The sequence below is a fragment of the Hymenobacter artigasi genome (assembly GCF_012275535.1).
In the GTDB taxonomy this organism is placed as follows: domain Bacteria; phylum Bacteroidota; class Bacteroidia; order Cytophagales; family Hymenobacteraceae; genus Hymenobacter; species Hymenobacter artigasi.
In genome coordinates this window covers 60,820-83,152 of sequence record NZ_JAAVTK010000006.1, presented here as the reverse complement: position 1 = coordinate 83,152, position 22,333 = coordinate 60,820, and the positions used below count along the sequence as shown (strand labels likewise).

Annotated in this window: 18 protein-coding genes; 16 read left to right on the top strand and 2 right to left on the bottom strand. The window is 60.7% G+C overall.

The features are described 5' to 3' along the window. Positions 1 to 72: 72 nt before the first annotated feature. The gene (locus tag HBN54_RS11440; protein WP_168673346.1) at positions 73 to 1,413 is read right to left on the bottom strand and encodes a TolC family protein; all 1,341 of its coding nucleotides are present in this window, start codon (positions 1,411 to 1,413) and stop codon (positions 73 to 75) included. A gap of 162 nt (positions 1,414 to 1,575) precedes the next feature. Here HBN54_RS11440 and HBN54_RS11435 point away from each other — a divergent pair, with 162 nt between their 5' ends. The 16 genes from HBN54_RS11435 (at position 1,576) to HBN54_RS11360 (ending at position 21,145) form a co-directional block, all read left to right on the top strand. Next, complete coding sequence (locus HBN54_RS11435) at positions 1,576 to 2,253, top strand: response regulator transcription factor (RefSeq protein WP_168673345.1); 678 nt, start codon at positions 1,576 to 1,578, stop codon at positions 2,251 to 2,253. 74 nt (positions 2,254 to 2,327) lie between these two features. Then, a complete protein-coding gene (locus HBN54_RS11430; RefSeq protein WP_210428042.1) occupies positions 2,328 to 3,641 on the top strand; it encodes a sensor histidine kinase in 1,314 nt (437 codons plus the stop codon). 61 nt (positions 3,642 to 3,702) lie between these two features. Next, entirely contained in the window at positions 3,703 to 4,140 is a 438-nt protein-coding gene (locus HBN54_RS11425; RefSeq protein ID WP_168673343.1) for a PepSY-like domain-containing protein, read from the top strand. A 353-nt stretch (positions 4,141 to 4,493) separates the two neighbouring features. Further along, positions 4,494 to 5,309, top strand: coding sequence for an SDR family oxidoreductase (locus HBN54_RS11420; protein ID WP_168673342.1), 816 nt, complete (start codon positions 4,494 to 4,496; stop codon positions 5,307 to 5,309). Between the two features lie 98 nt (positions 5,310 to 5,407). Beyond that, positions 5,408 to 8,044 (top strand): MGH1-like glycoside hydrolase domain-containing protein, encoded by a 2,637-nt coding sequence (locus HBN54_RS11415; RefSeq protein WP_168673341.1) that lies wholly within the window; start codon positions 5,408 to 5,410, stop codon positions 8,042 to 8,044. A 177-nt stretch (positions 8,045 to 8,221) separates the two neighbouring features. Then, on the top strand, positions 8,222 to 8,848 hold the full coding sequence (locus tag HBN54_RS11410; RefSeq protein ID WP_168673340.1) for a cyclase family protein: 627 nt from the start codon (positions 8,222 to 8,224) through the stop codon (positions 8,846 to 8,848). Positions 8,849 to 8,997: 149 nt separating this feature from the next. Then, positions 8,998 to 9,480: a DUF6799 domain-containing protein gene (locus HBN54_RS11405; protein ID WP_168673339.1), complete on the top strand. Its 483-nt coding sequence runs from the start codon at positions 8,998 to 9,000 to the stop codon at positions 9,478 to 9,480. Positions 9,481 to 9,506: 26 nt separating this feature from the next. Continuing rightward, positions 9,507 to 11,654 (top strand): WG repeat-containing protein, encoded by a 2,148-nt coding sequence (locus HBN54_RS11400; RefSeq protein ID WP_168673338.1) that lies wholly within the window; start codon positions 9,507 to 9,509, stop codon positions 11,652 to 11,654. A gap of 211 nt (positions 11,655 to 11,865) precedes the next feature. Beyond that, the gene (locus HBN54_RS11395; RefSeq protein ID WP_235955502.1) at positions 11,866 to 13,338 is read left to right on the top strand and encodes a CoA-acylating methylmalonate-semialdehyde dehydrogenase; all 1,473 of its coding nucleotides are present in this window, start codon (positions 11,866 to 11,868) and stop codon (positions 13,336 to 13,338) included. A 122-nt stretch (positions 13,339 to 13,460) separates the two neighbouring features. Then, on the top strand, positions 13,461 to 13,757 hold the full coding sequence (locus tag HBN54_RS11390) for a GIY-YIG nuclease family protein (protein ID WP_168673337.1): 297 nt from the start codon (positions 13,461 to 13,463) through the stop codon (positions 13,755 to 13,757). 72 nt (positions 13,758 to 13,829) lie between these two features. Beyond that, complete coding sequence (locus HBN54_RS11385) at positions 13,830 to 15,182, top strand: aminotransferase class III-fold pyridoxal phosphate-dependent enzyme (protein WP_168673336.1); 1,353 nt, start codon at positions 13,830 to 13,832, stop codon at positions 15,180 to 15,182. 114 nt (positions 15,183 to 15,296) lie between these two features. Then, complete coding sequence (gene hydA / locus HBN54_RS11380; protein WP_168673335.1) at positions 15,297 to 16,670, top strand: dihydropyrimidinase; 1,374 nt, start codon at positions 15,297 to 15,299, stop codon at positions 16,668 to 16,670. A 163-nt stretch (positions 16,671 to 16,833) separates the two neighbouring features. Continuing rightward, positions 16,834 to 17,700: a nitrilase-related carbon-nitrogen hydrolase gene (locus tag HBN54_RS11375; protein ID WP_235955501.1), complete on the top strand. Its 867-nt coding sequence runs from the start codon at positions 16,834 to 16,836 to the stop codon at positions 17,698 to 17,700. Positions 17,701 to 17,819: 119 nt separating this feature from the next. Further along, on the top strand, positions 17,820 to 19,145 hold the full coding sequence (locus HBN54_RS11370; RefSeq protein ID WP_168673334.1) for an FAD-dependent oxidoreductase: 1,326 nt from the start codon (positions 17,820 to 17,822) through the stop codon (positions 19,143 to 19,145). Positions 19,146 to 19,287: 142 nt separating this feature from the next. Further along, positions 19,288 to 20,679 carry an NAD-dependent dihydropyrimidine dehydrogenase subunit PreA gene (gene preA, locus HBN54_RS11365; protein WP_168673333.1) on the top strand — a complete coding sequence of 464 codons (1,392 nt, stop codon included), beginning with the start codon at positions 19,288 to 19,290 and terminating at the stop codon, positions 20,677 to 20,679. A gap of 157 nt (positions 20,680 to 20,836) precedes the next feature. Further along, positions 20,837 to 21,145, top strand: a complete 309-nt coding sequence (locus HBN54_RS11360; RefSeq protein WP_168673332.1) for a hypothetical protein — start codon at positions 20,837 to 20,839, stop codon at positions 21,143 to 21,145. A 253-nt stretch (positions 21,146 to 21,398) separates the two neighbouring features. Here the strand turns inward: HBN54_RS11360 and purU are convergent, their stop codons facing one another. After that, positions 21,399 to 22,232 carry a formyltetrahydrofolate deformylase gene (gene purU, locus HBN54_RS11355; RefSeq protein ID WP_168673331.1) on the bottom strand — a complete coding sequence of 278 codons (834 nt, stop codon included), beginning with the start codon at positions 22,230 to 22,232 and terminating at the stop codon, positions 21,399 to 21,401. Between the last annotated feature and the right edge of the window lie 101 nt (positions 22,233 to 22,333).

Sequence of the window (22,333 nt, the reverse complement as noted above, 5' to 3'; positions counted from 1 at the left end):
ATCTGGCATTGGGCAAACGGCAGGTTCCAGATGCTCGCTGTGCTCGCTCGCGGACTCGCAGAGTCCACGCTACTATTGCTCGGCCAGGTAATCGAGCGCGAACCGGCTGCGGAGTTGGTCGGTCTGGGCTTGAGTCAGGCTAAACTGCAAAGTCCGGTAACTGGTCACCAGGTTGAGGTAGTCCAGGATGGCGACGTCGCCCGTGGCCAGCTGCTGGCGGGCGGCCCCCACCAGCGCATCGGCCACCCGCAGCTGCTCCCGGATGCGGCCCAGCAGCGCGTCCGACGCTCGAATCAGGCCTTCGAGCTGCTCGTACTGCTGCCGCCGCTGCACCGTGATGAACTGGCGGTAGCCGCTGCGGCTGCGCTCGCTCAGCTCGATGCGCTGGTATTGCAGCTGGCGCTGGTGGCCATCGAAAATGGGCACACTCAACTGCAGGCCACCCCCAATGCCCAGGCTGTGGGCCAGCGCTACGGGCAGGTAAGACGAGGACTGCAGGCCCGCATCCACCACGGCGCTCACTTTGGGGCGGTAGCTGGCATCCACGGCGCGGCGGTCGAGCAGCAGGCGCAGGCTGTCGAGCGTGTACTGGCGCTGGGCGGGGGCCAGCAGGCCGGCCAGCGGGCGGTGGGTGGGCGGGTTCGGCGCTTCGATGCTGATGAGGGCCGTATCGGCCACGCCGGCCAGCGCGCGCAGGGTGCCCAGCTCGCGGCGGTAGGCCAGCAGGTTCTGCTCCACGGTCACCTCCTGGGTGCGCACCGAGAGGTAGAAGCTCAGGTACTGCGTTTGCTTGAAAATGCCGCCGTTCACCAGTTGGCGCAGCATCTCATCCTGCCGGCGCAGCTGGGTGAGCAGCGTGCGGCTGAAGCTGAGCTGGGTTTCGGCGGCGTAGGCCGTCAGGAACTGGTCGGTGATGTTGCGGCGCAAATCCAGGGCCGAGAGGCGGCCGGTATTGCGCAGCACCTGGCCCTGGTTGGCAATCAGCTGGTAGTCGTTCTGGAGCTGGAAGCGGTTGAGGATGGGCTTGACGGCCTGGGCGAAGGCCGCGTAGTTTCCGCCGTTGGAAATGGCGTTGTCGTAGCCCAGCACGCTTTCGCCCTTGCTGTTGGTAATGGACGGATAGTAGAGCGCCGAGCCGATGCCGCCCACCTGCACGCCGTTCTGGCGGGCCCGTACGAGGCTGTCGATACGGTTCTGGCGCACCTGATTGGCGGTTTCGCGCAGCAGCGGGCTGCTCTGGCGGGCCACCAGCAGGAAATCATCGAGGCGGCGAGGGCTGGCAGGCGCGGCGGCCACTGCTGGCAGCGGCGCGAGCACGGCCGGGCCGGTCTGGGCCCGGGCCGCGCCGGCAAACAGCGCTGGCAGACCACTCAGGGCCAGGCACCACATCAGGCAGGAAAAACGAGCGAACAACAGACGGGGGAGGATGATAAGCGCCACAAAGCTGCGGGGCAATTCTGAAGAAAATCGGCCACTTGCCAAGCTAAAGCCCCTCATACGGACAACCTCACAGAATATATACAAACTTTGGGCCTTCCTTCGCGGCCAGGCCGTCATCTCATCGGCCCCCAGCCCATGAAAATTCTCCTTGTTGAAGACGAAGCCGCCCTGCGCACGGCCCTGCTGGCCTCGCTGAAGCAGGCCGGCTACCTGGCCGAAGCTGCGGCCGACTATGCCCAGGCCCACGAAAAAATCATGCTCTATCAGTATGATTGCATCCTGCTCGACCTGACCCTGCCCGACGGCTCCGGCCTCGACCTGCTCCGCGCCCTCAAAGCCGGGGGCTCGCCCACCGGCGTGCTCATCATCACGGCCCGCGATGCGCTCGACGACAAAATCGCGGGCCTCGACCTCGGGGCCGACGACTACCTCATCAAGCCCTTTCACCTTTCCGAGCTCAATGCCCGGGTGCGGGCCATTATCCGCCGCCGCCAGTTCAACGGCCAGCAGCAAATTGTGTTCCGCGACCTGCTGGTGCTGCCCGAACTGGCCGAAGTGCACGTGCGCGGCGAGCTCATCACCCTCACCCGCAAGGAGTACGACCTGCTGCTGTACCTGCTCGCCAACCCCGGCCGGGTGCTCACCAAGGAGGCCATTGCCGAGCACCTCTGCGGCGATGCCGTGGACGCGGCCGACTCGTTCGACTTCATCTACACCCATCTCAAAAACCTGCGCAAAAAGCTCCAGGAAAAAGGGGCCGATAATTATATTCGAACCATGTACGGCGTGGGGTATAAGCTGAGCCACGAGTAGCCGACAATAAAAGAATCCCCTCCTTACAAAGGAGGGGAGTGGCCCGTTCTACCTTCACGCTCTCGCTTATCCGCATGAACCTCCTCAACGCTACCACGCGCTACTACTTGTTACTGGCCCTGCTTGTGTTTGTGGGGGGCAGCCTGGGCCTGTACTACGGCATCAACTGGGCGCTGCGCACGGAGGTGGGCGAGCAGCTGGCCGACCGCCGGCAGGAGCTGCTGGCCAAAGCCCGCGCCAATGAGCTGCCGCCCGTGGACCAGCTGGCCGTGCTGCTCGATATCAGCCGCACGCCCCGCCCGCTGGGCTTCCGCGATACGATACTGCTCGACCGGACCGAGAATGAGCTGGTGCCGCACCGGCAGCTCACGTTTCCGCTCACGGTGCGCGGCGAGGGGCCGGTGTGGGTATCGTTGCGCAAGTCGCTGGTGGAGGCCGAAGACCTGCTGGGCGTCGTATCGGCCCTGATGCTGAGCGTGCTGGCCCTGCTGCTCGGCGGCATGGTGGTGCTGAACCGCTGGCTGTCGGCCCGGCTCTGGGCGCCCTTCCGGCACACGCTGGCGGCCCTGCGCCAGTACGACTTGCAGCAGCACCGGCCCCTGGCGCTGCCCGCGCCCCCGGTAGCCGAATTTGCCGAGCTCAACCAGGCCCTCAACGGCTTCAGCCAGCGCCTGGTGGCTGATTATGAGAGCCTGCGGGAGTTCACGGCGAATGCCGCCCACGAAACCCAAACGCCCCTGGCCATCATGCAGGCCCAGCTGGAGCAGCTGCTGCAGGTACCCGCCCTGGCCGAAGACCCCGCCGTGGCCCCACTCGTGGCCGACCTCTACGGGGCCACGCTACGCCTCTCGCGCCTGCACCAGGCGCTGAGCCTGCTCAGTAAAATCGAAAACCGGCAGTTTGCCCAGGCCCAGCCCGTGCGCCTCGACCAGCTGCTGGCCGAGAAAATGGCCCAGCTCGAACCCCTTTTTGAGGCCCGCGAGCTGCGCTACGGCCTCGATAGCAGCCTGCCCGTGGTGGTGCAGATGCACCCCGGCCTAGCCGACTCGCTGCTGCAAAACCTGTTGCAGAATGCCGTGAAGCACAACGTGCGCGGCGGCCAGCTGGCCGTTTACCTGTCGAATGCTGAGTTGAAAGTGACCAACTCCGGCCCGGCCGTGGAGGGCGACCCGGCCCGGTTCTTCGAGCGATTCCGTAAGCACAACGCCGCTTCCGAGTCGCCGGGCCTGGGCCTGAGCATTGTGCAGCAAATATGCGGCTACTACGGCTTTGGGGTTGCGTATTCGGTGGCGGAGGAAGGCACCTGCCACACCCTGCGCGTGGTGCTGAAACCGGGCGCCGAAGCCCTGCCGCAAAATGCTGAAATCAGTTTGGTGGCCACAGAATAGCCCCAGAATGGCTGTGTAAGTTTGGGTAGAAGCTTATTCACCAATCCCCTTCTGCAAACCAATGAAAACCGCATTCTTAACTATTGCCATGGCCGTGCTTACCGCCGGTGCCGCCCAGGCTCAGAAAATGGCCGCCGCGCAGGTGCCGGCCGCCGCCACCGCCGCGTTCAAAAAAGCCTTCCCCACCGTGAAAGCCGTGAAGTGGGAGAAGGAGGGAGCCGACTACGAAGCCGGCTTCGACATGGGCAAAGCCGAGATGTCGGCCGTCATCACCGCCGCCGGCGTGCTCATGGAAACCGAGACAGAAATGCCCGTGGCCCAATTGCCCGCCCCGGTGCAAAAATCCCTGGCCATGAACTACAAAACCGCCAAAATCACGGAAGCCGCCAAAATCGTGACTGCCGCCACCGGCACCACTACCTACGAAGCCGAAGTGACCCAGAACGGCAAGCACCGCGACGTGCTTTTCAACGCCGACGGCACCGAGGTAAAGAAATAGTGCCTCCCGTTTCTCACCGCTGAAACAGCCCGGTTGCCCTTGCGGCGGCCGGGCTGTTTTTATGCAGAATAAACCCCGCCGGATGGAGCGCGTATGCCAATGGTAAGTACTGGCGTAGAAGTAACCGTATTCGAGACGGGCCTGCTGGTCCGACCGCCCTAGGCGGTCTGACCGGTTGAAGTACCCCCGATTTCGTCCTCACGACAACCGGTCGGACCGCCTAGGGCGGTCGGACCGGAGCATATGCTTTAATACTCAAGCTCCTCGGCAGCCCGGCTATCCTCATCGAAAGCACAGGTTGCGCCGGTAGCATTGCCCTTTCAACCCTCTCCCCACCAACCCCGTTTTTCCGCATGGCCACTCCCGACCCCCGGCGTCTCGCCAACCAAATTGCCCTCGTCACGGGGGCCAGCTCCGGCATTGGCGTGGCCGTGGCCAAGGGCCTGGCCGCCCACGGTGCCAAAGTTGTGGTGAACTACGCCCACGACGAAGAAGGGGCCAACTCCACCGTGGCTGCCATTGAGGCGGCCGGCGGTACGGCCCTGGCCATCAAGGCCGATGTGAGCCAGGAAGCCGAGGTGCAGGCCATGTTCAAGCAGGCCATCGAGCACTTCGGCACCATTCATATTGTTGTGGCAAACTCTGGCATTCAGCAGGATTCGTCCTTTGTCGACATGACCCTGGCCCAGTGGCAGAAGGTGATTGACGTGAACCTGACCGGCCAGTTTCTGTGCCTGCGCGAGGCCGCCCGCGAGTTTATCCGGCGCGGCGTGCAGCCCGAAATTTCCCGGGCGGCCGGTAAAATCATCTGCATGAGTTCGGTGCACGAAGTCATTCCGTGGGCCGGGCACGTGAACTACGCGGCCAGCAAGGGCGGCATCATGCAGCTCATGAAAAGCGTGGCCCAGGAGCTGGCCCCGCATAAAATCCGGGCCAACAGCATCGGGCCGGGGGCCATTGCCACGCCCATCAACCTCACGGCCCGCGACACCCCCGAAGAGGAAAAAGCCCTGCTTACCCTCATCCCCTACAACCGCGTGGGCGACCCCGACGACGTGGGCAACCTCGCCGCCTGGCTGGCTTCGGACGAAGCCGACTACATCACCGGCCAAACCATTTTCATGGACGGCGGCATGACCCTGTACCCGGGCTTTGCCGATAACGGCTGAGGAAGTTTTGAGGGCTGAGTTTTGAATGTTGAGTGAGCCCACAGGCACCTTTCAAAACTCAATTCAACCCTCAACATTCAAAACTCAACCCTTCAAACATGAACCCCGAACAAAACCGCCTCCATGAAGCCAACGCCGGTGCCAAGCCCTGGCGTAAGTTCGGCCCCTACGTGGCCGACCGGCAGTGGGGCACCGTGCGCGAAGACTACAGCGCCAACGGCGATGCCTGGAACTTCACCACCCACGACCAAGCCCGTAGCCGCGCCTACCGCTGGGGCGAAGAAGCCCTGGCCGGCTTCTGCGATGACGAGCAGCGCCTCTGCTTCGGCCTGGGCCTCTGGAACGGGCAGGATGCAATATTGAAGGAGCGCCTGTTCGGGCTGAGCGGGCCGGAGGGCAACCACGGCGAGGACGTGAAGGAGGTCTATTACTACCTCGATGCCACGCCCACGCACTCCTACCAGCGCATGCTGTATAAGTACCCGCAACACGCTTTTCCCTACGAGTGGCTGGTGCAGGAAAATGCCCGCCGCGACCGCAGCAAGCCGGAATTCGAGCTGATGGATACGGCCATTTTCCTCGAAAACCGCTACTTCGACGTGTTCGTGGAATTCGCCAAAGCCGATGCCGAGGACGTGCTCATTCAGCTCACCATCATCAACCACGGCCCGGCCGAGGCGACGCTGCACCTGCTGCCGCAGCTCTGGTTTCGCAACACCTGGGCCTGGGGCGAGGACGCCTACCGGCCTCACCTGGCCGCCACGCCCGACAACAACATCCACGCCGAGCACCGCGATTTGGGCGCATTCACGCTCTACTGCGACGAAGCGCCCAGCCTGCTTTTCTGCGAGAATGCCACCAACAACGGCCGCCTCTACCACGCGCCTTCCGACGAGCTTTTTTTCAAGGATGGCATCAACGATTACCTGCTGCACGGCCAGACCGGGGCCGTGAACCCCGCTCGCACCGGCACCAAAGCCGCCGCCCACTACGAGCTGGCCATCGCGCCGGGCGCTACCCGCGTGGTGCGCCTGCGCCTGGCCGCCCCGGACCTGCAAAATCCCTTCGCCGATTTCGACCAGACCCTGAAGCTGCGCCTGGCCGAAGCCGACCAGTTTTACCAGGCCCTGCAATGCGACCTGGCCAGTGCCGATGCCCGCCTGGTGCAGCGCCAGGCCTTCGCCGGCATGCTCTGGAGCAAGCAGTTCTATTATTACGACGTGCCCCGCTGGTTGGCCGGCGACCCCGCCCTGCCGCCCCCGCCGCCCGAGCGCCTCGACGGCCGCAACAGCACCGGCTGGACGCACCTCAACAACCAGCACATCATCTCGATGCCCGATACCTGGGAATACCCCTGGTACGCGGCCTGGGACCTGGCCTTCCACTGCCTGCCGCTGGCCCAGCTCGACGCGCAATTTGCCAAGGACCAGCTCCTGCTGCTGTGCCGCGACTGGTATATGCACCCCAACGGCCAGCTGCCCGCCTACGAGTGGAAGCTGAGCGACGTGAACCCGCCGGTGCACGCCTACGCCACCTGGCGCGTTTTCAAAATGGACCAGAAAGCCCACGGCGGCCACGGCGACGTGAAGTTTCTGGAAACCATTTTCCACCGCCTGCTCATCAACTTCACCTGGTGGGTGAACCGCAAGGACCGCGACGGCCGCAATATTTTTGAAGGCGGCTTTTTGGGGCTGGATAACATCGGCGTGTTCGACCGCTCGGCTCCGCTGCCCTTCGGCGGCTTCCTGGAACAGGCGGATGGCACCGCCTGGGTAGCTATGTATGCGCTCAACATGATGCGCATTGCCCTGCAGCTCAGCCAGACCAACCCGGTGTACCAGGACCTGGCCAGCAAGTTTTTCGAGCATTTCCTGTACATCGCCGAGGCCATGACCAACGTGGCCAACGAGCACATGGACCTTTGGGACGACGAGGACGAGTTCTACTACGACGCCCTGAACACGCCCGACCGCGGCCACGAGCTGCTGAAAGTGCGCAGCTTGGTGGGCCTTATTCCACTGTTTGCGGTGGAGGTACTTGATGAGGATTTGCTGGCCGGTGCGCCGGAGTTTCTGGCCCGCATGAACTGGTTTCTCGATAACCGGCCCGTGCTGGCTTCGCTGGTGTCGCGCTGGCAGGAGCCCGGCAAGGGTGCCCGCCACCTGCTCTCGCTGCTGCGCGGCCATCGGGTTAAGCGCCTGTTATCCAGAATGTTGGATGAGGCCGAATTCCTCTCGCCCTACGGCGTGCGCAGCCTGTCGCGCTACCACCTGGACCACCCGTATATCTTCCGGGGAACCGAAACCCAGTTCACGGTGAATTACGAGCCAGCCGAGTCACAGACCAGCCTCTTCGGCGGCAACAGCAACTGGCGTGGCCCCGTGTGGATGCCCATGAATTTTCTGCTCATCGAGTCGCTGCAACGCTTTCACCACTACTATGGCGACGATTTCAAGGTGGAATACCCCACCAATTCCGGCCAGACCGTGACCTTGCTCGAAGTAGCCGATGCTCTCACCCAGCGCCTCACCCAGCTCTTCCTGCGCGACCCCGAAACCGGCCGCCGCCCCTGCTTCGGCGACGACAAGCAGCTGCAAAACGACCCGAATTTCCGCGACTATCTCTGGTTTCACGAATACTTCAACGGCGAGAACGGCCACGGCCTCGGGGCCAGCCACCAAACCGGCTGGACCGGCCTGATTGCGAAGCTCCTGCAGCCGAGAAGTGGGGTGTAGTCGAAAAAAGGGGGAGCCGAAATAGAAAGAACGTCATGCAGAGCGCAGCGAAGCATCTTGCCCGCCACCACTAATTCTTTTATTTAACGATTGAGTTAGTGACTGCGGGCAAGATGCTTCGCTGCGCTCTGCATGACGTCCTTATTGCTTCACTTTTATATAATTCAACACCCAATTATGCCCACCCCTGCCTCCTGGCTCGACGCCACTACGCCCATCCGCAACGGCATGGTGCACTGGCCCGATAACGCCCCCGTTCACGTCAAAAAAACGCTTAGCATTGCTACCGGCGCGGCCGCCAACGTCACCGAAGTGTCGATGAGCGCCCACACCGGTACCCACGTCGATGCGCCGCTGCACTTCACCCCCCACGCCGGCGATACCACCACCCTGGACCTAGCCCGCCTCATGGGCCCGGCCCGCGTCGTGGCCATCAGCGACCCCAAAAGCATCAGCCTGGCCGAAGTGCAGCGCCTCGCCATCGAGCCCGGGGCCCGCCTACTGTTCCGCACCCGCATGTCGGATTCGGAGTGGAGTACCATACCTTTTCAGCCCGATTTCGTAGCCCTGGATGGTGATGCCGCCCTTTTTCTGCGCGATGCGGGCGTCGTTTGCGTGGGGGTCGACTACCTGTCCGTGGGCAAAGCCGATGCCCACCACGCCCTGCTCGATGCCGGAATTTGCGTGATTGAGGGGCTGGCTTTGCAGCACATCGCGCCCGGCGATTACGAGATGCTGTGCCTGCCGCTAAAAATTGTGGACAGCGACGGCGCGCCCGCCCGCGTGCTGCTGCGCCCTCAGTAACAGCCCGAAACCAGTGCGGCTATCTTCGCCAGGGCAGTAGCCTCGTGCATAATATTGGTGCCCGAAGCAGCCTGGCTTCGTATTTGACGTATACGGCCTGCCGCCGGCCTCCGGGCCGTGCGGCTTCGTCTATTCAGGGTACTTCGCTTATGTTTTCGCGCATCTTCTGGCTTTGCTGGGCCACTACCAGCCTGCTGGCACTACACGGGCCGGCGCACGCCCAGCAAACGCCCAACAACGACGGCTTCCAGCGCCGCAACGGCCAGATGCAGGTGGTGCGCAACGGCCAGCCCCGCCCCATGACCCGCGACGCCCACCTGCCCACCGGCGCCACCGTCACCAAAGACGGCTTCGTGGTGAGCCCCACCGGCCAGCGCACCGAGCTGCGCGAGGGCCAGGGCTGCGACCTGCGCGGCCGCCCCGTAGCCATGCGCACCGCCGCCAACGGCGCGCTGTCTCTGGGCTCTGCCTCGGCTCCGGCCGCTGTTCGCAGTGCCAGCCCCGCGCCGGCTCCTTCGCTATTGGAGCAGCTATTTGGCTCGGATAACGACGAAGGTTACGGAAAAATCAAGTTTAAGAAGCACAAAAAGCACCATGGCAAAGGCCACGGCCACGGCAAGGGCGACGACTAGCGGCCAGCCGCCCAATTCAGTATTTCATGGTTCATTGTTTTCTCGCTTCTCCTTTTATTGATGTGGTCCGCGCCGGGCAGTTTGCGGCCCTGCAAGCCACCCTGCAAGCCAGCCCCGGCCCCGATACGCTGCTGCTGGGCAACCTGGTGCTGGCCGACGGCGCCGCCCCGCTCGATGCCGTGGTGGTGCGCCCGCACAGCATCACCGTGCTGGTATTTGCGCCCCGTGGCGGCCGGCTCAGCATTCCCGCGCTGGGCTACGGCCGCTGGCAGCTCGATGGCGTAGCTCTCTCCGGTCCCGATGATTTTGACAATCCTTTCGAGCAGTTTCGAGAGCAGAAAGCGGCGCTGGCCGGTTGGCTCCAGCCGCGTTTCGCTCCCGCTCAGGCCGATTTGAACGGCGTTTCCGGCCTTGTGCTTTTTGAAGCGCTGGTTGAGTTCGGCCCCGACGTAGAAGCTGCCCTCTCTGAAGCCCCGGCCGGCTTCCGGATTGCCACTAGCCCGGCCGACTTGCCAAGCTACTTGCGGGACCTGGCAACGCCCGAAATCAACCTAACGGCCGCTGATATAACCGAGTGGGCCGCCGAATGGGCCGCCTTCGTGGCCAAGCCCGCCGCCCCCGAAAGTGCAGCCATGGCCAGCGAGCCGGCCAGCGCCACCCAGGCCCAAGACCTGGCCCAGATGGCCACCAGCGGCAGTACCTTTTTGGGCCAGAAAGCCCGGGCCCTCTGGGGCTGGCTCGGGGCCAACGACGTGCCCGACGATGACCTGCCCTACGGCTATACCGCCACCCTGAGCGCCCGCAACGAGGAAAAACAGCAGCTTGAACAGTTGCGCCAGCAAATGCAGGCCGACCTCAGCACCCAGCTACAAGCCCTGGAAGTCCGCGAAGCTGAGCGTGAGCGTAGCATTGCCCAGCTTCGCACCGAGCTGGCCCAGGCCCCTCCCGTAGCGGCCGAGGCCACGGCCCTCGTATCACGCCTCGGCGCCGAAACCCGCGAAAAAGCCGCCCTCGAAGCCGAAATGCAGGCCTCTCGCGACGAGCTAGCCGCCCGCAACCAGGAGCTGGATGCCAAGATTCAGCAGCTCAGCCAACTCATTGGGCAATTGAGCACCGCCCCGGCCGCCAGTGCCCCGGCTCCGGCTGCGGCCCCGCCCATAGTGGCTGCGGCCCTGCCAGTAGCTCCCGTTGCCCCGCCCGTTACGGCGGCCGCCCCGGTTACTGAAAGCAAGCCCGCCGCTGCCACCGCTCCCGTGCCGGTTGCCGCTAGCCCACCTGCCGCCGCACCTGTCTTACCTAATTCAAAGTCTGCCGAAATAGCACCAGCTTTAGGCAAAAGTGATTCATATACAGCGAATTCGGGAGCCGCATCTGCTCAGGCATCACCGCTGGCTTCCGCCATCGCCAACCATCTTGCCGGCTTGCGCGCCCGGGCGCAGGCCGGCGCTGCTGCCCTGCGGCCCCGGCTGCGGCAGGGGTGGGAGTGGGGGCAGGCCCAGCCCCGGGCCGTACTGGCAGCGGGCGGCGTGGCCGTTCTTGGTTTGGGCATCTGGGCCCTGAGCCATGCGGGCAGCACGCCACCCGTGCCCTTCCAGGAAAACGGCCGCTGGGGCTACGCCGACGCCAGCGGCCAACCGGTAATTCCGGCCCAGTTCACGGCTGCCAGCCCATTTGAGAAAGGGCAGGCTGTGGTGGCGAAAGATGGCGCGTATGGCTTCGTGGATGAAAAAGGCAAGGAGATAATTCCCGCCGCCTACGACGCCCTCAATCCCTATGCCGGCGGCTACGCCCGCGCCCGGGTAGGCGATGCCTACACCTTCATCGACGAGGATGGCCAGGAGTTCGACCATTATTATTTCAATGCCCTCGACTTCGCCGAAGGCCACGCCGCCGTGCTCGACCACCGGGGCTGGCACTATATCAGCGGCCCCACCGAGCCCGATACGCCGCCCATCGCCTTCAAAGAAGCATACACGTTTGCTGAAGGCTTGGCCCGCGTGAAGCTGCCTGATGGCTACACCTTTATCACCGTCGATTACCTCGCCGACCCCGGCCAGGGCACCAAACCCTTCGGCCGCTACGAGCAGGCCACCGACTTTGCCAACGGCCAGGCCCGCGTGAAACAAGCCGGCCGTAGCTTCACTATCAACAAGGACGGTGAGGAAATAAAGTGAAATAATTACTTCCGAAGCAGCTAAAGTAATCAGGCGCAGGCAGGCTACCATTGGTGGTCTTCCTGCGCCTGATTACTTTAGGCGGATTTTGCGGGTTAAATAGGTGGCTGAATGTGAGCTACTTTGAAAATAATTTCTTCGGAAACGATTGCGGAATTACTCCATATCCCACAAAACCCTTAGCTTGCACCCCGCATAACATTAAGGTAACATGGAAGTTCAAACATTGAAGTATCCGGCCATTCGCAACTACGTGGCGGGCCAGTCGGTAGAAAGTGCCTCTACGCCCACTATGGACGTATTCAGCCCCCTCAGCGGGCAGTTGATTTCCACGTTGCCGCTCAGCAATGCCGCCGCGCTCGACGACGCCGTGCAGGCCGCCAAGGCCGCCTTCCCCTCGTGGTCGGCCACGCCCATTAAGGAGCGGGTTCAGATTTTTTATCGCTATAAAACCCTGCTGGAGCGCGACATGAAAGCCCTGGCCGACCTCGTGCGTGAGGAAAACGGCAAGACCTATGATGAGGCCCGCGCCGAAGTCGAGAAAGCCATCGAACTGACCGAGTTTGCCTGCTCGATGCCCCAACTCATCCAGGGCGAATTCCTGGAAGTGAGCAAAGGCGTGGAAGCCCGCGCCGAGCGCAAGCCGCTGGGCGTGGTGGCCAGCATCGCCCCGTTCAACTTCCCCAATATGGTGCCGCACTGGACCATCCCGAACGCCATTGTTCTGGGCAATACCATGATTCTGAAGCCCTCAGAGCAAGTGCCGCTGAGCGCCGTAAAAATTGCCGAGCTGCTGAAAGAAGCCGGCCTGCCCGACGGCGTGCTGAACATCGTGAACGGCGACCGGGAAATCGTGGAAGCCATCTGCGACCACCCCGATATCCAGGCGGTGAGCTTTGTGGGCTCCACCGCCATTGCCAAAGTTGTCTACATCCGCGCCACCAGTAACCTGAAGCGCTGCGTAGCCCTCGGCGGGGCCAAAAACCACCTCATGGTGCTGCCCGACGCCCATCCCGACATGACGGCCTCGAACGTAGCCGCCAGCATGTCGGGCTGCGCGGGCCAGCGTTGCATGGCCGGCTCCACCATGGTAGGAGTGGGCGCCGTGGACGGCATCGTGGCCAAAATCGTGGAAGAAGCGAGGAAAATTGTGGCCGGTCAGAACCTCGGCTCCGTCATCAGCAAAGAGGCCAAGGAGCGCATCGAAAAGCACATCACAGAAGCCGAAGCGGCCGGCGCGAAAGTGCTGCTCGACGGTCGTAACGCCGTGGTGCCCGGCCACGAAGACGGCTATTATGTAGGTGCAACGGTAATCGACTACGTGACGCCCGACATGCGCATCGCCCAGGAGGAAGTGTTCGGCCCGGTGCTCGCCATCATGCGTACCAACACCCTCGACGAGGCCCTGGCCATCGAAAACGCCAACCCCTACGGCAACGCCGCCGCCGTTTTCACCAGCAGCGGCAGCAGCGCCCGCTACGTGATGGACCACGCCCAGGCCGGCATGATTGGCGTGAACATCGGCGTGCCCGTGCCCCGTGAGCCCTTCTCCTTCGGCGGCTGGAACGACTCGAAATTCGGCGCCTGCGACATCACTGGCAAAAGCTCGATTGAGTTCTGGACGCAGCTCAAGAAGACCACTACCAAGTGGAACCCCGAGTCGCGCGTGAACTGGATGAGCTAGTAGGTTGTCAGAAAAAGAACGTCATGCCGAGCGCAGCCGAGGCATCTCGCGTGCAATAGTAAACCAATCGTTCAACGATTTCGAGCGAGATGCCTCGGCTGCGCTCGGCATGACGTTTCAAGATGAGCTTCTTAATCTACATCCTCACCAACCCAGCCCGAACGGTACTCTATACCGGCGTTACCAACAACCTGGAGCGCCGCCTTTACGAGCATGGTGAGGGCTTAGGAGAGTGGGGCAAATTCACGGGACGCTACCAGTGCAACTTGCTCATCTATTTTGAAATAAGTCCTGATGCAACCCAAGCAATTGCGCGTGAAAAGCAAATCAAAAACTGGAACCGCGCCAAAAAGGAATTTCTAATCAATACGCTTAATCCCAATTGGGAACCGATAGATTTACAAACCTGGAGCGGCTGATATTGCCCACAACGACAGCACGCGAGATGCCTCGGCTGCGCTCGGCATGACGTTCAAATAGAACCAACGAAAATGGAAACCACCCTCGCCCCCGACCCCACGCAAATCCTGCACGACAACCTCGACCACACGCTCTTCTCGTGGTCGAAGCAAACGGGCCTGAATCCCATCAACGCCGAGCGTGCCGAAGGCGTGTACGTGTACGACCGCGACGGCAAGCGCTATATCGACTTCTCGGCCCAGCTCATGAACGTGAACATCGGCCACGGCGACCAGCGTGTGACCGAGGCCGTAGCCGCCCAGATGCGCGAGCTGAGCTATGTGTACCCCGGCATGATTACCAAAACGCGCGGCGATTTGGGTAAAAAATTGGCCGAAATCACCGCGCCCAATCTCACCAAGGCCTTCTTCACGCTCGGAGGGGCCGAGGCCATTGAAAACGCCATCAAGCTGGCGCGGGTGTACACTGGCCGCCACAAGATTGTGACGCTGTATCAGTCGTTTCACGGGGCCAGCTACGGGGCCATGAGCGCCGGCGGCGACCCCCGCAAATTTGCCGTGGACAGCCAGGCCATGCCGGGCGTAGTGCACGTCGAGAATCCGTATTCCTACCGCTGCCCCTGGTACTCCGATTCGCCTGAGCAGTGCGCCCAGCGCGCTGCCGATGCCATGGAGCGCATCATCGGCTACGAGAACCCGGGCAGCGTGGCGGCCATCATTCTCGAAGGCGAGTCGGGCACGTCGGGCTGCATCAAGTACCCGCCCGGCTACTGGACGCGCATCCGCGAAATCTGCGACAAGCACGGCATCCTACTAGTGGCCGATGAGGTGATGTCGGGCTTCGGTCGCACCGGCAAGTGGTTCGGCTCCGACCACCACAATGTCAAAGTCGACATAATGTGCATGGCCAAGGGCATTACCGCCGGCTACCTGCCCCTGGGCGCGGTAATGGTGGACGAAGCCATCTCCAAAGCCTTCGACGACAAGCCCCTGCCGCTGGGCCTGACCTACTCGGCGCATCCCGTTTCCTGCGCCGCCGCCGTGGCCGTGCTCGACATCTACGAGAGCGACAACCTGCTCGAAAACACCGTGGAAATGGGTGAGTACATGGACGAGCAAGTGGCCCAGCTCATGCGCCACCACCCCAGCATCGGCGACTGGCGCAACACCGGCCTCTTCGGTTGCCTCGAGCTGGTGAAGAACCGCGACACCAAAGAGCCCATGGCCCCCTGGAACGCCACCCCCGCCCAAATGGACATCATGAACCAGGTAGCTGCCAAAATCCGCGAGCTGGGCATGTACACCTTCGTGCGCTGGAGCTACATTTTCATCTGCCCCCCGCTCACCATCACCAAGGAGGAAATTGACGAGGGCTTGGCCATTATTTCGGAAGCCATCAGCATCGCGGACAAGTATGTTAATTAAAAATTGAGAATTAAAAATTAAAAATGGGAAGTTCTGCCGCATTGCATCTGCATTGTCCCAAATTGACTGCCCTCAAATTTTTAATTCTTCATTTTTAATTTTTAATTAATTTCCATGTCCATCCTCCTCAAAAACGGCCGCGTCGTCACTGCCGATTCGGACGCCGTCTGCGATATAATGATTGAAGGCGAGACCATCGTTTCCATCGGCCGCAACCTGTCGGGCGAAGGCGCGGAGGTAATCGACTGCACCGGCAAGCTGATTATGCCTGGGGGCATCGACCCGCATGTGCACCTGGAAATGCCCTTTATGGGCACCTTCAGCTCCGACACGTACGAAACCGGTACCCGCGCCGCGCTGCACGGCGGCACCACCACCGTCATCGACTTTATTCTGCAAAAGCAGGGCAACTCGTTGCGTTCGGCCTTCGAGGAGTGGAGCGGCCGGGCCACCGGCAATGCCGTGGGTGACTACAGCTTCCACATGGCCGTGACGGATTTCAACCCCGACACCAAGGAGGAAATCAAGGATATGATTGCTGAAGGCATCACCTCCTTCAAGACCTTCATGGCCTACAAGGGCGCGCTCATGATTGATGACGCGCAAATGGTGGGCCTGATGCAGGAGGTGAAAAAGCACGGCGGCCTTGTGACCGCCCACGCCACCAACGGCGACATGATTGACACGCTCATCGCCCAGCACCGGGCGCAGGGCAAGCTCACCCCGCTCTACCACTACCTCTCGCAGCCAGAAGTAACTGAGGCTGAAGCATCAGGCCGCTTCGCCGACATTGCCAACTACACGGGGGTGAATGCCTACATAGTGCACCTCACCTGCGAGGGTGCGCTCAACCAGGTGCGCCGCGCCACCGAGCGCAACCAGCGCGTGCTGGTCGAAACCTGCATTCAGTACCTGCTGCTCGATGCGCGGCTGTATGAGGATAAAGTCAATGGTGCGAAGTGGGTAATGTCGCCGCCGCTGCGGGAGAAAAAGGACCAGGCCACGCTGTGGGCCGGCATCAACCAGGGCCTCGTGAATGTGGTGGGTACCGACCACTGCCCTTTTATGTGGGAGCAGAAACTGATGGGCAAAGATGACTTCTCGAAAATCCCCAATGGCCACCCCGCCATCGAGCACCGCATGGAATTGCTGTTTTCCGAAGGCGTGAATAAAGGTCGAATTACGCCGCAGAAATTTGTAGAAATCACCTCCACCAACGCCGCCAAAATCTTCGGTATGTTCCCCCGCAAAGGCACCATCAGTATCGGCGCCGATGCAGATTTAGTGATTTTCGACCCCGATAAAAAGCATAAAATTTCGGCTGAAACGCACCACATGAATTGCGACTATTCCGGCTACGAAGGCTGGGAGCTGACTGGCAAAATCGAAACAGTGCTGCTGCGCGGCAAAGTTGCGGTTGATGCTGGTGAAACGAAAGTTTCGAAGGGCTACGGGCAGTTCATCAAACGCGGAAAGACGAATATTTAGAACGAAATATCTAGCCCGTCATTCCGAGCGAAGCCGAGGAATCTCGCGTGTGGTAGTAATCAAATCGTAGCAACGTCATGGATTAGTGTAAGCACGCAAGATTCCTCGGCTTCGCTCGGAATGACGGTTTAATTCAACACATAAAACTCACCCCTCCCCACAAATGCCAAGAATAATCAAATCCGGCCTCATCCAGATGAGCTTGCCGATGACTGAAGGCGAAGGCACGATTGCCGAAATCATGGCGGCCATGGAAGCCAAGCACATTCCGCTAATTGAGGAAGCCGGCCGCCAGGGCGTGCAGATTCTTTGCTTGCAGGAAATCTTCAATACCCCGTATTTCTGCCCCGGCCAGGACAAAGCCTGGTACGCCTCAGCCGAATCGGTGCCTGGCCCGACGACGGACCGCATGGCTGAGTATGCCAAGAAATACAACATGGTGATGATTGTGCCCGTGTACGAGCGCGAACAAGCCGGTTTCCTCTACAACACCGCTGCCGTGATTGATGCCGATGGCACTTACCTCGGCAAGTACCGCAAAAACCATATTCCCCATACCACCGGCTTCTGGGAGAAATTCTTCTTCAAGCCCGGCAACCTGGGCTACCCCGTTTTCCAAACCAAGTACGCCAAAGTAGGCGTTTACATCTGCTACGACCGGCACTTCCCCGACGGCGCCCGCATCCTGGGCCTGAATGGGGCCGAAATCGTGTACAACCCCTCGGCTACCGTGGCCGGCCTTTCGCAGTACCTCTGGAAGCTGGAGCAGCCCGCACACGCGGCCGCTAACGGCTATTTCATGGGCTGCATCAACCGCGTGGGCGAGGAGAAGCCTTGGAACCTGGGCCGCTTCTACGGCACCTCCTATTTCGTGGACCCGCGCGGCCAGATTATCGCGCAAGCCGACGAGTACAAGGATGAATTGCTCATCGCCGAATTCGACCTCGATATGATTGAGGAAGTGCGCAATACCTGGCAGTTCTTCCGCGACCGCCGCCCCGAAACGTACGAGAAACTGGTGGAGCTATAGAAGTTTTGAGTGCTGAATGTTGAGTGTTGAATGGAGTGCCGGATAGTATTCGGGCTCGAATTTAACACTCAACATTTTCCACTCACCATTCAAAACTCAAAACTCAACACTTCTAAAGAATGGCCGAATTTTTTACTCCCACCACCGAGCAGGAATTTGCGGAAAATTTCGCGCAATTAAAGCCGGTGATGAACCGCACCGAGGCGCTTTACGAAAGCTCCCGCTGCCTGTTTTGCTTCGATGCACCGTGTATTAAAGCGTGCCCGTCGGGAATTGATATTCCGCAATTTATTCGTCAGATAAATTCGGGTAATGATACCGGCGCGGCGCGGACAATTTATGAGGCTAACTACTTCGGTAATGCCTGCGGTAAAGTGTGCCCCACGGAAGTGCTGTGCGAAGGTGCCTGTGTATACAATCTGCAGGAAGTGAAGCCGATTGAGATTGGCCGCCTCCAAAGCTACGCTACTACTAAGGTGATAAAGAGCGGCGAAAAGCTGTTCGGACCCGGCGCGGATAATGGGAAGAAAGTAGCTGTGATTGGGGCTGGTCCGGCCGGTATATCGGCGGCCTGTGAATTACGGGCATTGGGTTATACGGTAGACGTTTTTGAAGCCAAAGCACAGCCTTCGGGCCTGACGGTATATGGTGTCGCACCATATAAAATTACCAACGAAGAAACGCTGGCCGAAATGGATTATTTGCAGGCGCAATTTGGTTACAACACGCATTTCAATTCGCCCATTAACTCCCGCGAGGAATTGGCCGAATTAGAAAATAAATACGACGCTATTTTTCTCGGAATTGGCCTAGGCAAAACTAATGAATTGGGCTTGCCGGGTGAGGATAAAATCAACTGCACGGGTGCCGTCGAATTTATTGCTGAATTGCGTCAGCATCACCACGAAGTAGCGGTAGGCCGCAAGGTTATTGTGCTGGGTGGCGGCAACACTGCTATGGATGCTGCTTCGGAATCGTCGCGTTTGGGAGCGGAAACGGTGATTCTGGCCTACCGCCGCGCCAAGGAGGAAATGGGGGCTTATGAGTTCGAGTACGACTTGGCCAAAGGCGTGGGGGTGAAGGGCTTGTTCAACGTGGCTCCAATCGAAATTACCGGCAACGGCTACGTGGCGGGCGTGAAATTTATTCGTACCGAAACCAAGGATGGCAAGGTGTTGGAAATTGCCGGCTCTGAGTTTGTGGAACCGTGCGACATGGTGATTAAAGCCACCGGCCAAGCCAAGCAGACGGAGTTCCTGGGCCTGATTTCCGGCCTGAAGCTGGATGGCAAGGGGCGCATCATCGCCAATGCCCACACTGGCCAGACGTCGAACCCGAAGTATTTCGCCTCCGGCGATGCCTGGAACGGCGGCGCGGAAGTGGTGAACGCCGCCGCCGAGGCTAAGCTCACGGCGCGGGGTATTCACGCTTATTTGAGCAAGTAAACCCAACCGAAACTGTCATCCTGAGCCCAGCGAAGGACCTAAGGATAGTAGCCCATTTTGCAGTAAATCAATCGTCCGAAAAGCAGCGGCGGCCGTGATAAGGTCCTTCGCAAGCTCAGGATGACAGAACCGAATAGCAACCATGCCCGACCTCTCTATAAACTTCGCCGGCATTAAATCGCCGAATCCCTTCTGGCTGGCTTCGGCCCCGCCTACCAATTCCGGCTACCAGATTATGAAGGCGTTTGATGCCGGCTGGGGTGGCGCGGTGTGGAAAACGCTGGGCGTGCCCGTCGTGAACGTTTCGAGCCGCTACGGCGGGCTGAACTACCGCGACAAACGCCTCATCGGCTTCAACAATATTGAGCTGATTTCGGACCGCCCGCTGGCTGATAACCTGCGCGAGATTGAGGAAGTGAAAAAGCGCTTCCCCAACCACGCCGTTATCGCCTCGCTCATGGTGCAGACGCGGCAGGAGTGGCACGACATCGTGCGCCAGAGCCAGGACGCGGGGGCCGATGGCTTCGAGCTGAACTTTGGCTGCCCGCATGGCATGTGCGAGCGCGGCATGGGCTCGGCGGTAGGGCAGGAGCCCAAGATTCTGCAGATGATTGTGGAGTGGGTGATGGAAGTGGCCACCAAGCCCGTCATCGTGAAGCTTACGCCCAACATCTCGGACATTACGGAGCCGGCTATGGCCGCCCGGCGCGGCGGGGCCGATGCCATCTCGCTCATCAACACGATTCAGAGCATCGTGGGCGTTGATTTGGACCAGTTTGCCCCGTACCCCATTGTGGACGGCAAGGGTAGCAACGGCGGCTACTGCGGCCCGGCCGTGAAGCCCATTGCCCTGAACATGGTGAAAAACTGCGCCCAGCACCCCGATATCAAACTGCCCATTTCGGGCATCGGTGGCATCGAGAACTGGCGCGATGCGGTGGAGCACATCCTGCTGGGTGCCAGCAGCGTGCAGGTGTGCACGGCGGCCATGCACTTTGGCTTCGGCATCATTCGGGAAATGACTTCGGGTCTGGAGCAGTACATGGTCGAGAAGGGCTTCAATACCATTTACGACATGGTGGGCAAGGCCCTGCCCAACGTGCTGCACTGGGAAGACCTGAACATGAAGTACAAGGTCACTGCCAACATCAACGAGGACAAGTGCATTGGCTGCCAGCTGTGCTACACGGCCTGCGAAGATGGTGCCCACCAGGCCATCCGGCTCAACGCCGGCACCCGCGTGCCCGAAATCATCGAGGAAAACTGCGTGGGCTGCAACCTGTGCTCGCTGGTTTGCCCCGTCGAGCAGTGCATCACGATGGAGCGCACCGACGACGGCACCCAGCACCTCACCTGGAAGGAGCGCACCGAAGCCGGCACCGCCCCCACCGAGTTCAATGATGAAAAAGCCGGCGGCCGCCACCATTGGGTGCCCGAGCCCAGCGCCGCCCTGGGCAAGGAGCGCCACAAAACGCTGCCCGGCAAAGCCCGCTTGTACTCGGGCGAAACCGTGCTGCCGGCGGAAGCAGAATAAGCAATTATACAGTACGTTAGCAGCCGTCAATTAACTAATTGACGGCTGTTTGCGTTATAAATAAGCAGGCCCGGCGACTGTCAGTATGGCTTGTTTTTTGCATATACCTGTTTATCGTTTAACCGTCAATCGCCGTGCTTCGGCACGTATCTATATCATGAAAGCTAAATCCATCATTTTCGCCCTTAGTATAAGTTTGCTCATGCTGGGTGGCTGCGTGGCCTCGGTTGGTACCGGCTACGATTATTATCCTTCCGGCCCGGCCTACTACGGCTATGGCCGTCCGTACTACGCGCCCCGTCCGGTGGTGGTGCGCCCGGTGTATCGCCAGCCTTACTATCGGTCGGGCCGGGGCAGCTACCATTACGATGGCGGCCGCCGGGGGGGCAACTACGGCGGCGGTAACCGGGGTGGCGGCAACGGCGGTGGTAACCATGGCGGCGGTGGCCGTAGCCGGGGTGAATAACACTGCGTCAGGAATTTGGAATAAAGAAACAGGGCTGCTCACGAAAGTGGGCAGCCCTGTTAATTATGGCACCTGCACTGTTAGAGCAGTTTTAAGGTTCGTGTACACGTAGCGCGAACTTTGTAGTTCGCGTCCCCGCGCCGTCAAAGCCGTTCGAACGGCGCGGGGACGCGAACTACAAAGTTTGCGCTACTGCCTGCTGGCTTCATAAGCTTTACCCAAACCCGAAAACTGCTTTAGGCAAGCATCAGTTTCAGTCGAAAATTACGGTTTTGTTGCCGTGCACAAAAACCTGCTCGTCGAACACCATTTTGAGGGAGCGGGCCAGCACGATTTTCTCCACGTCGCGGCCGGCCTGGGCCATTTCGTGGGCGCTCTGGGTGTGGTCGATGGGAATGACGTTCTGGGCAATGATGGGGCCCTGGTCGAGCTGCTCGTTGACAAAATGGGCGGTGGCCCCGATGATTTTCACGCCCCGGGCGTAGGCCTGCGCGTAGGGGCTGGCCCCCACGAAGGCCGGCAGAAAGGAGTGGTGAATGTTGATGAGCCGGTTGGAATAGTGCGCCACAAAATCGGAAGTCAGGATGCGCATGTACTTGGCCAGGACCACGAAATCGGGCTGGTATTGGGCCAGCACGGCCAGTACTTCGGCCTCGTGCGCTTCGCGGGAGCGGTCGGCGTGGGGCAGGTAGTAAAAGGGGATGTTGAATTTGCGGGTGAGGTCGCCGAGCACCTCGTAGTTGCTGATAACGGCCAGCACGCGGGCATTCAACTCGCCAAACTCGTGGCGCACCAGCAGCTCGCTCAGGCAGTGGTGCTCCTTGGTGGCCATCAGCACAATGTTTTTGGGCTGGTTGGTGGTGAGGCGAATGACGGCCGAGGCCGGCAGCGCCGTGCGCAAATCGGCCTGGAGCGCCTCCGGGTCGAATGCGCCGGCTACCTCGGTACGCATGAAAAAGTGGTTGCCGTCGCGCTCCACAAATTCGCCGTTGCGGATGATGTTGAGGCCGTGCTTGAACAGCACGCCCGTAACGTTATAAACCAGGCCCGGCTCGTCGGGGCAATGAATGAGCAGCAGATGCGCCATGCGGGAAAGCGTGAATAGTCGGTTGGGCTGGCAAAAATCCAGGCTGCAAAAGTAGAGCGCTGGGTATTGGATAATTGCGCCTTTATTTGTCGCTGAATTCT

Bases quoted from the DNA above. Each gene is read 5' to 3' on its own strand.
- HBN54_RS11435 (WP_168673345.1), top strand. From the start codon at position 1,576: ATGAAAATTCTCCTTGTTGAAGACGAAGCCGCCCTGCGCACGGCCCTG.
- HBN54_RS11430 (WP_210428042.1), top strand. From the start codon at position 2,328: ATGAACCTCCTCAACGCTACCACGCGCTACTACTTGTTACTGGCCCTG.
- HBN54_RS11425 (WP_168673343.1), top strand. From the start codon at position 3,703: ATGAAAACCGCATTCTTAACTATTGCCATGGCCGTGCTTACCGCCGGT.
- HBN54_RS11420 (WP_168673342.1), top strand. From the start codon at position 4,494: ATGGCCACTCCCGACCCCCGGCGTCTCGCCAACCAAATTGCCCTCGTC.
- HBN54_RS11415 (WP_168673341.1), top strand. From the start codon at position 5,408: ATGAACCCCGAACAAAACCGCCTCCATGAAGCCAACGCCGGTGCCAAG.
- HBN54_RS11410 (WP_168673340.1), top strand. From the start codon at position 8,222: ATGCCCACCCCTGCCTCCTGGCTCGACGCCACTACGCCCATCCGCAAC.
- HBN54_RS11405 (WP_168673339.1), top strand. From the start codon at position 8,998: ATGTTTTCGCGCATCTTCTGGCTTTGCTGGGCCACTACCAGCCTGCTG.
- HBN54_RS11400 (WP_168673338.1), top strand. From the start codon at position 9,507: ATGGTTCATTGTTTTCTCGCTTCTCCTTTTATTGATGTGGTCCGCGCC.
- HBN54_RS11395 (WP_235955502.1), top strand. From the start codon at position 11,866: ATGGAAGTTCAAACATTGAAGTATCCGGCCATTCGCAACTACGTGGCG.
- HBN54_RS11390 (WP_168673337.1), top strand. From the start codon at position 13,461: ATGAGCTTCTTAATCTACATCCTCACCAACCCAGCCCGAACGGTACTC.
- HBN54_RS11385 (WP_168673336.1), top strand. From the start codon at position 13,830: ATGGAAACCACCCTCGCCCCCGACCCCACGCAAATCCTGCACGACAAC.
- hydA (WP_168673335.1), top strand. From the start codon at position 15,297: ATGTCCATCCTCCTCAAAAACGGCCGCGTCGTCACTGCCGATTCGGAC.
- HBN54_RS11375 (WP_235955501.1), top strand. From the start codon at position 16,834: ATGCCAAGAATAATCAAATCCGGCCTCATCCAGATGAGCTTGCCGATG.
- HBN54_RS11370 (WP_168673334.1), top strand. From the start codon at position 17,820: ATGGCCGAATTTTTTACTCCCACCACCGAGCAGGAATTTGCGGAAAAT.
- preA (WP_168673333.1), top strand. From the start codon at position 19,288: ATGCCCGACCTCTCTATAAACTTCGCCGGCATTAAATCGCCGAATCCC.
- HBN54_RS11360 (WP_168673332.1), top strand. From the start codon at position 20,837: ATGAAAGCTAAATCCATCATTTTCGCCCTTAGTATAAGTTTGCTCATG.
- purU (WP_168673331.1), bottom strand. From the start codon at position 22,232: ATGGCGCATCTGCTGCTCATTCATTGCCCCGACGAGCCGGGCCTGGTT.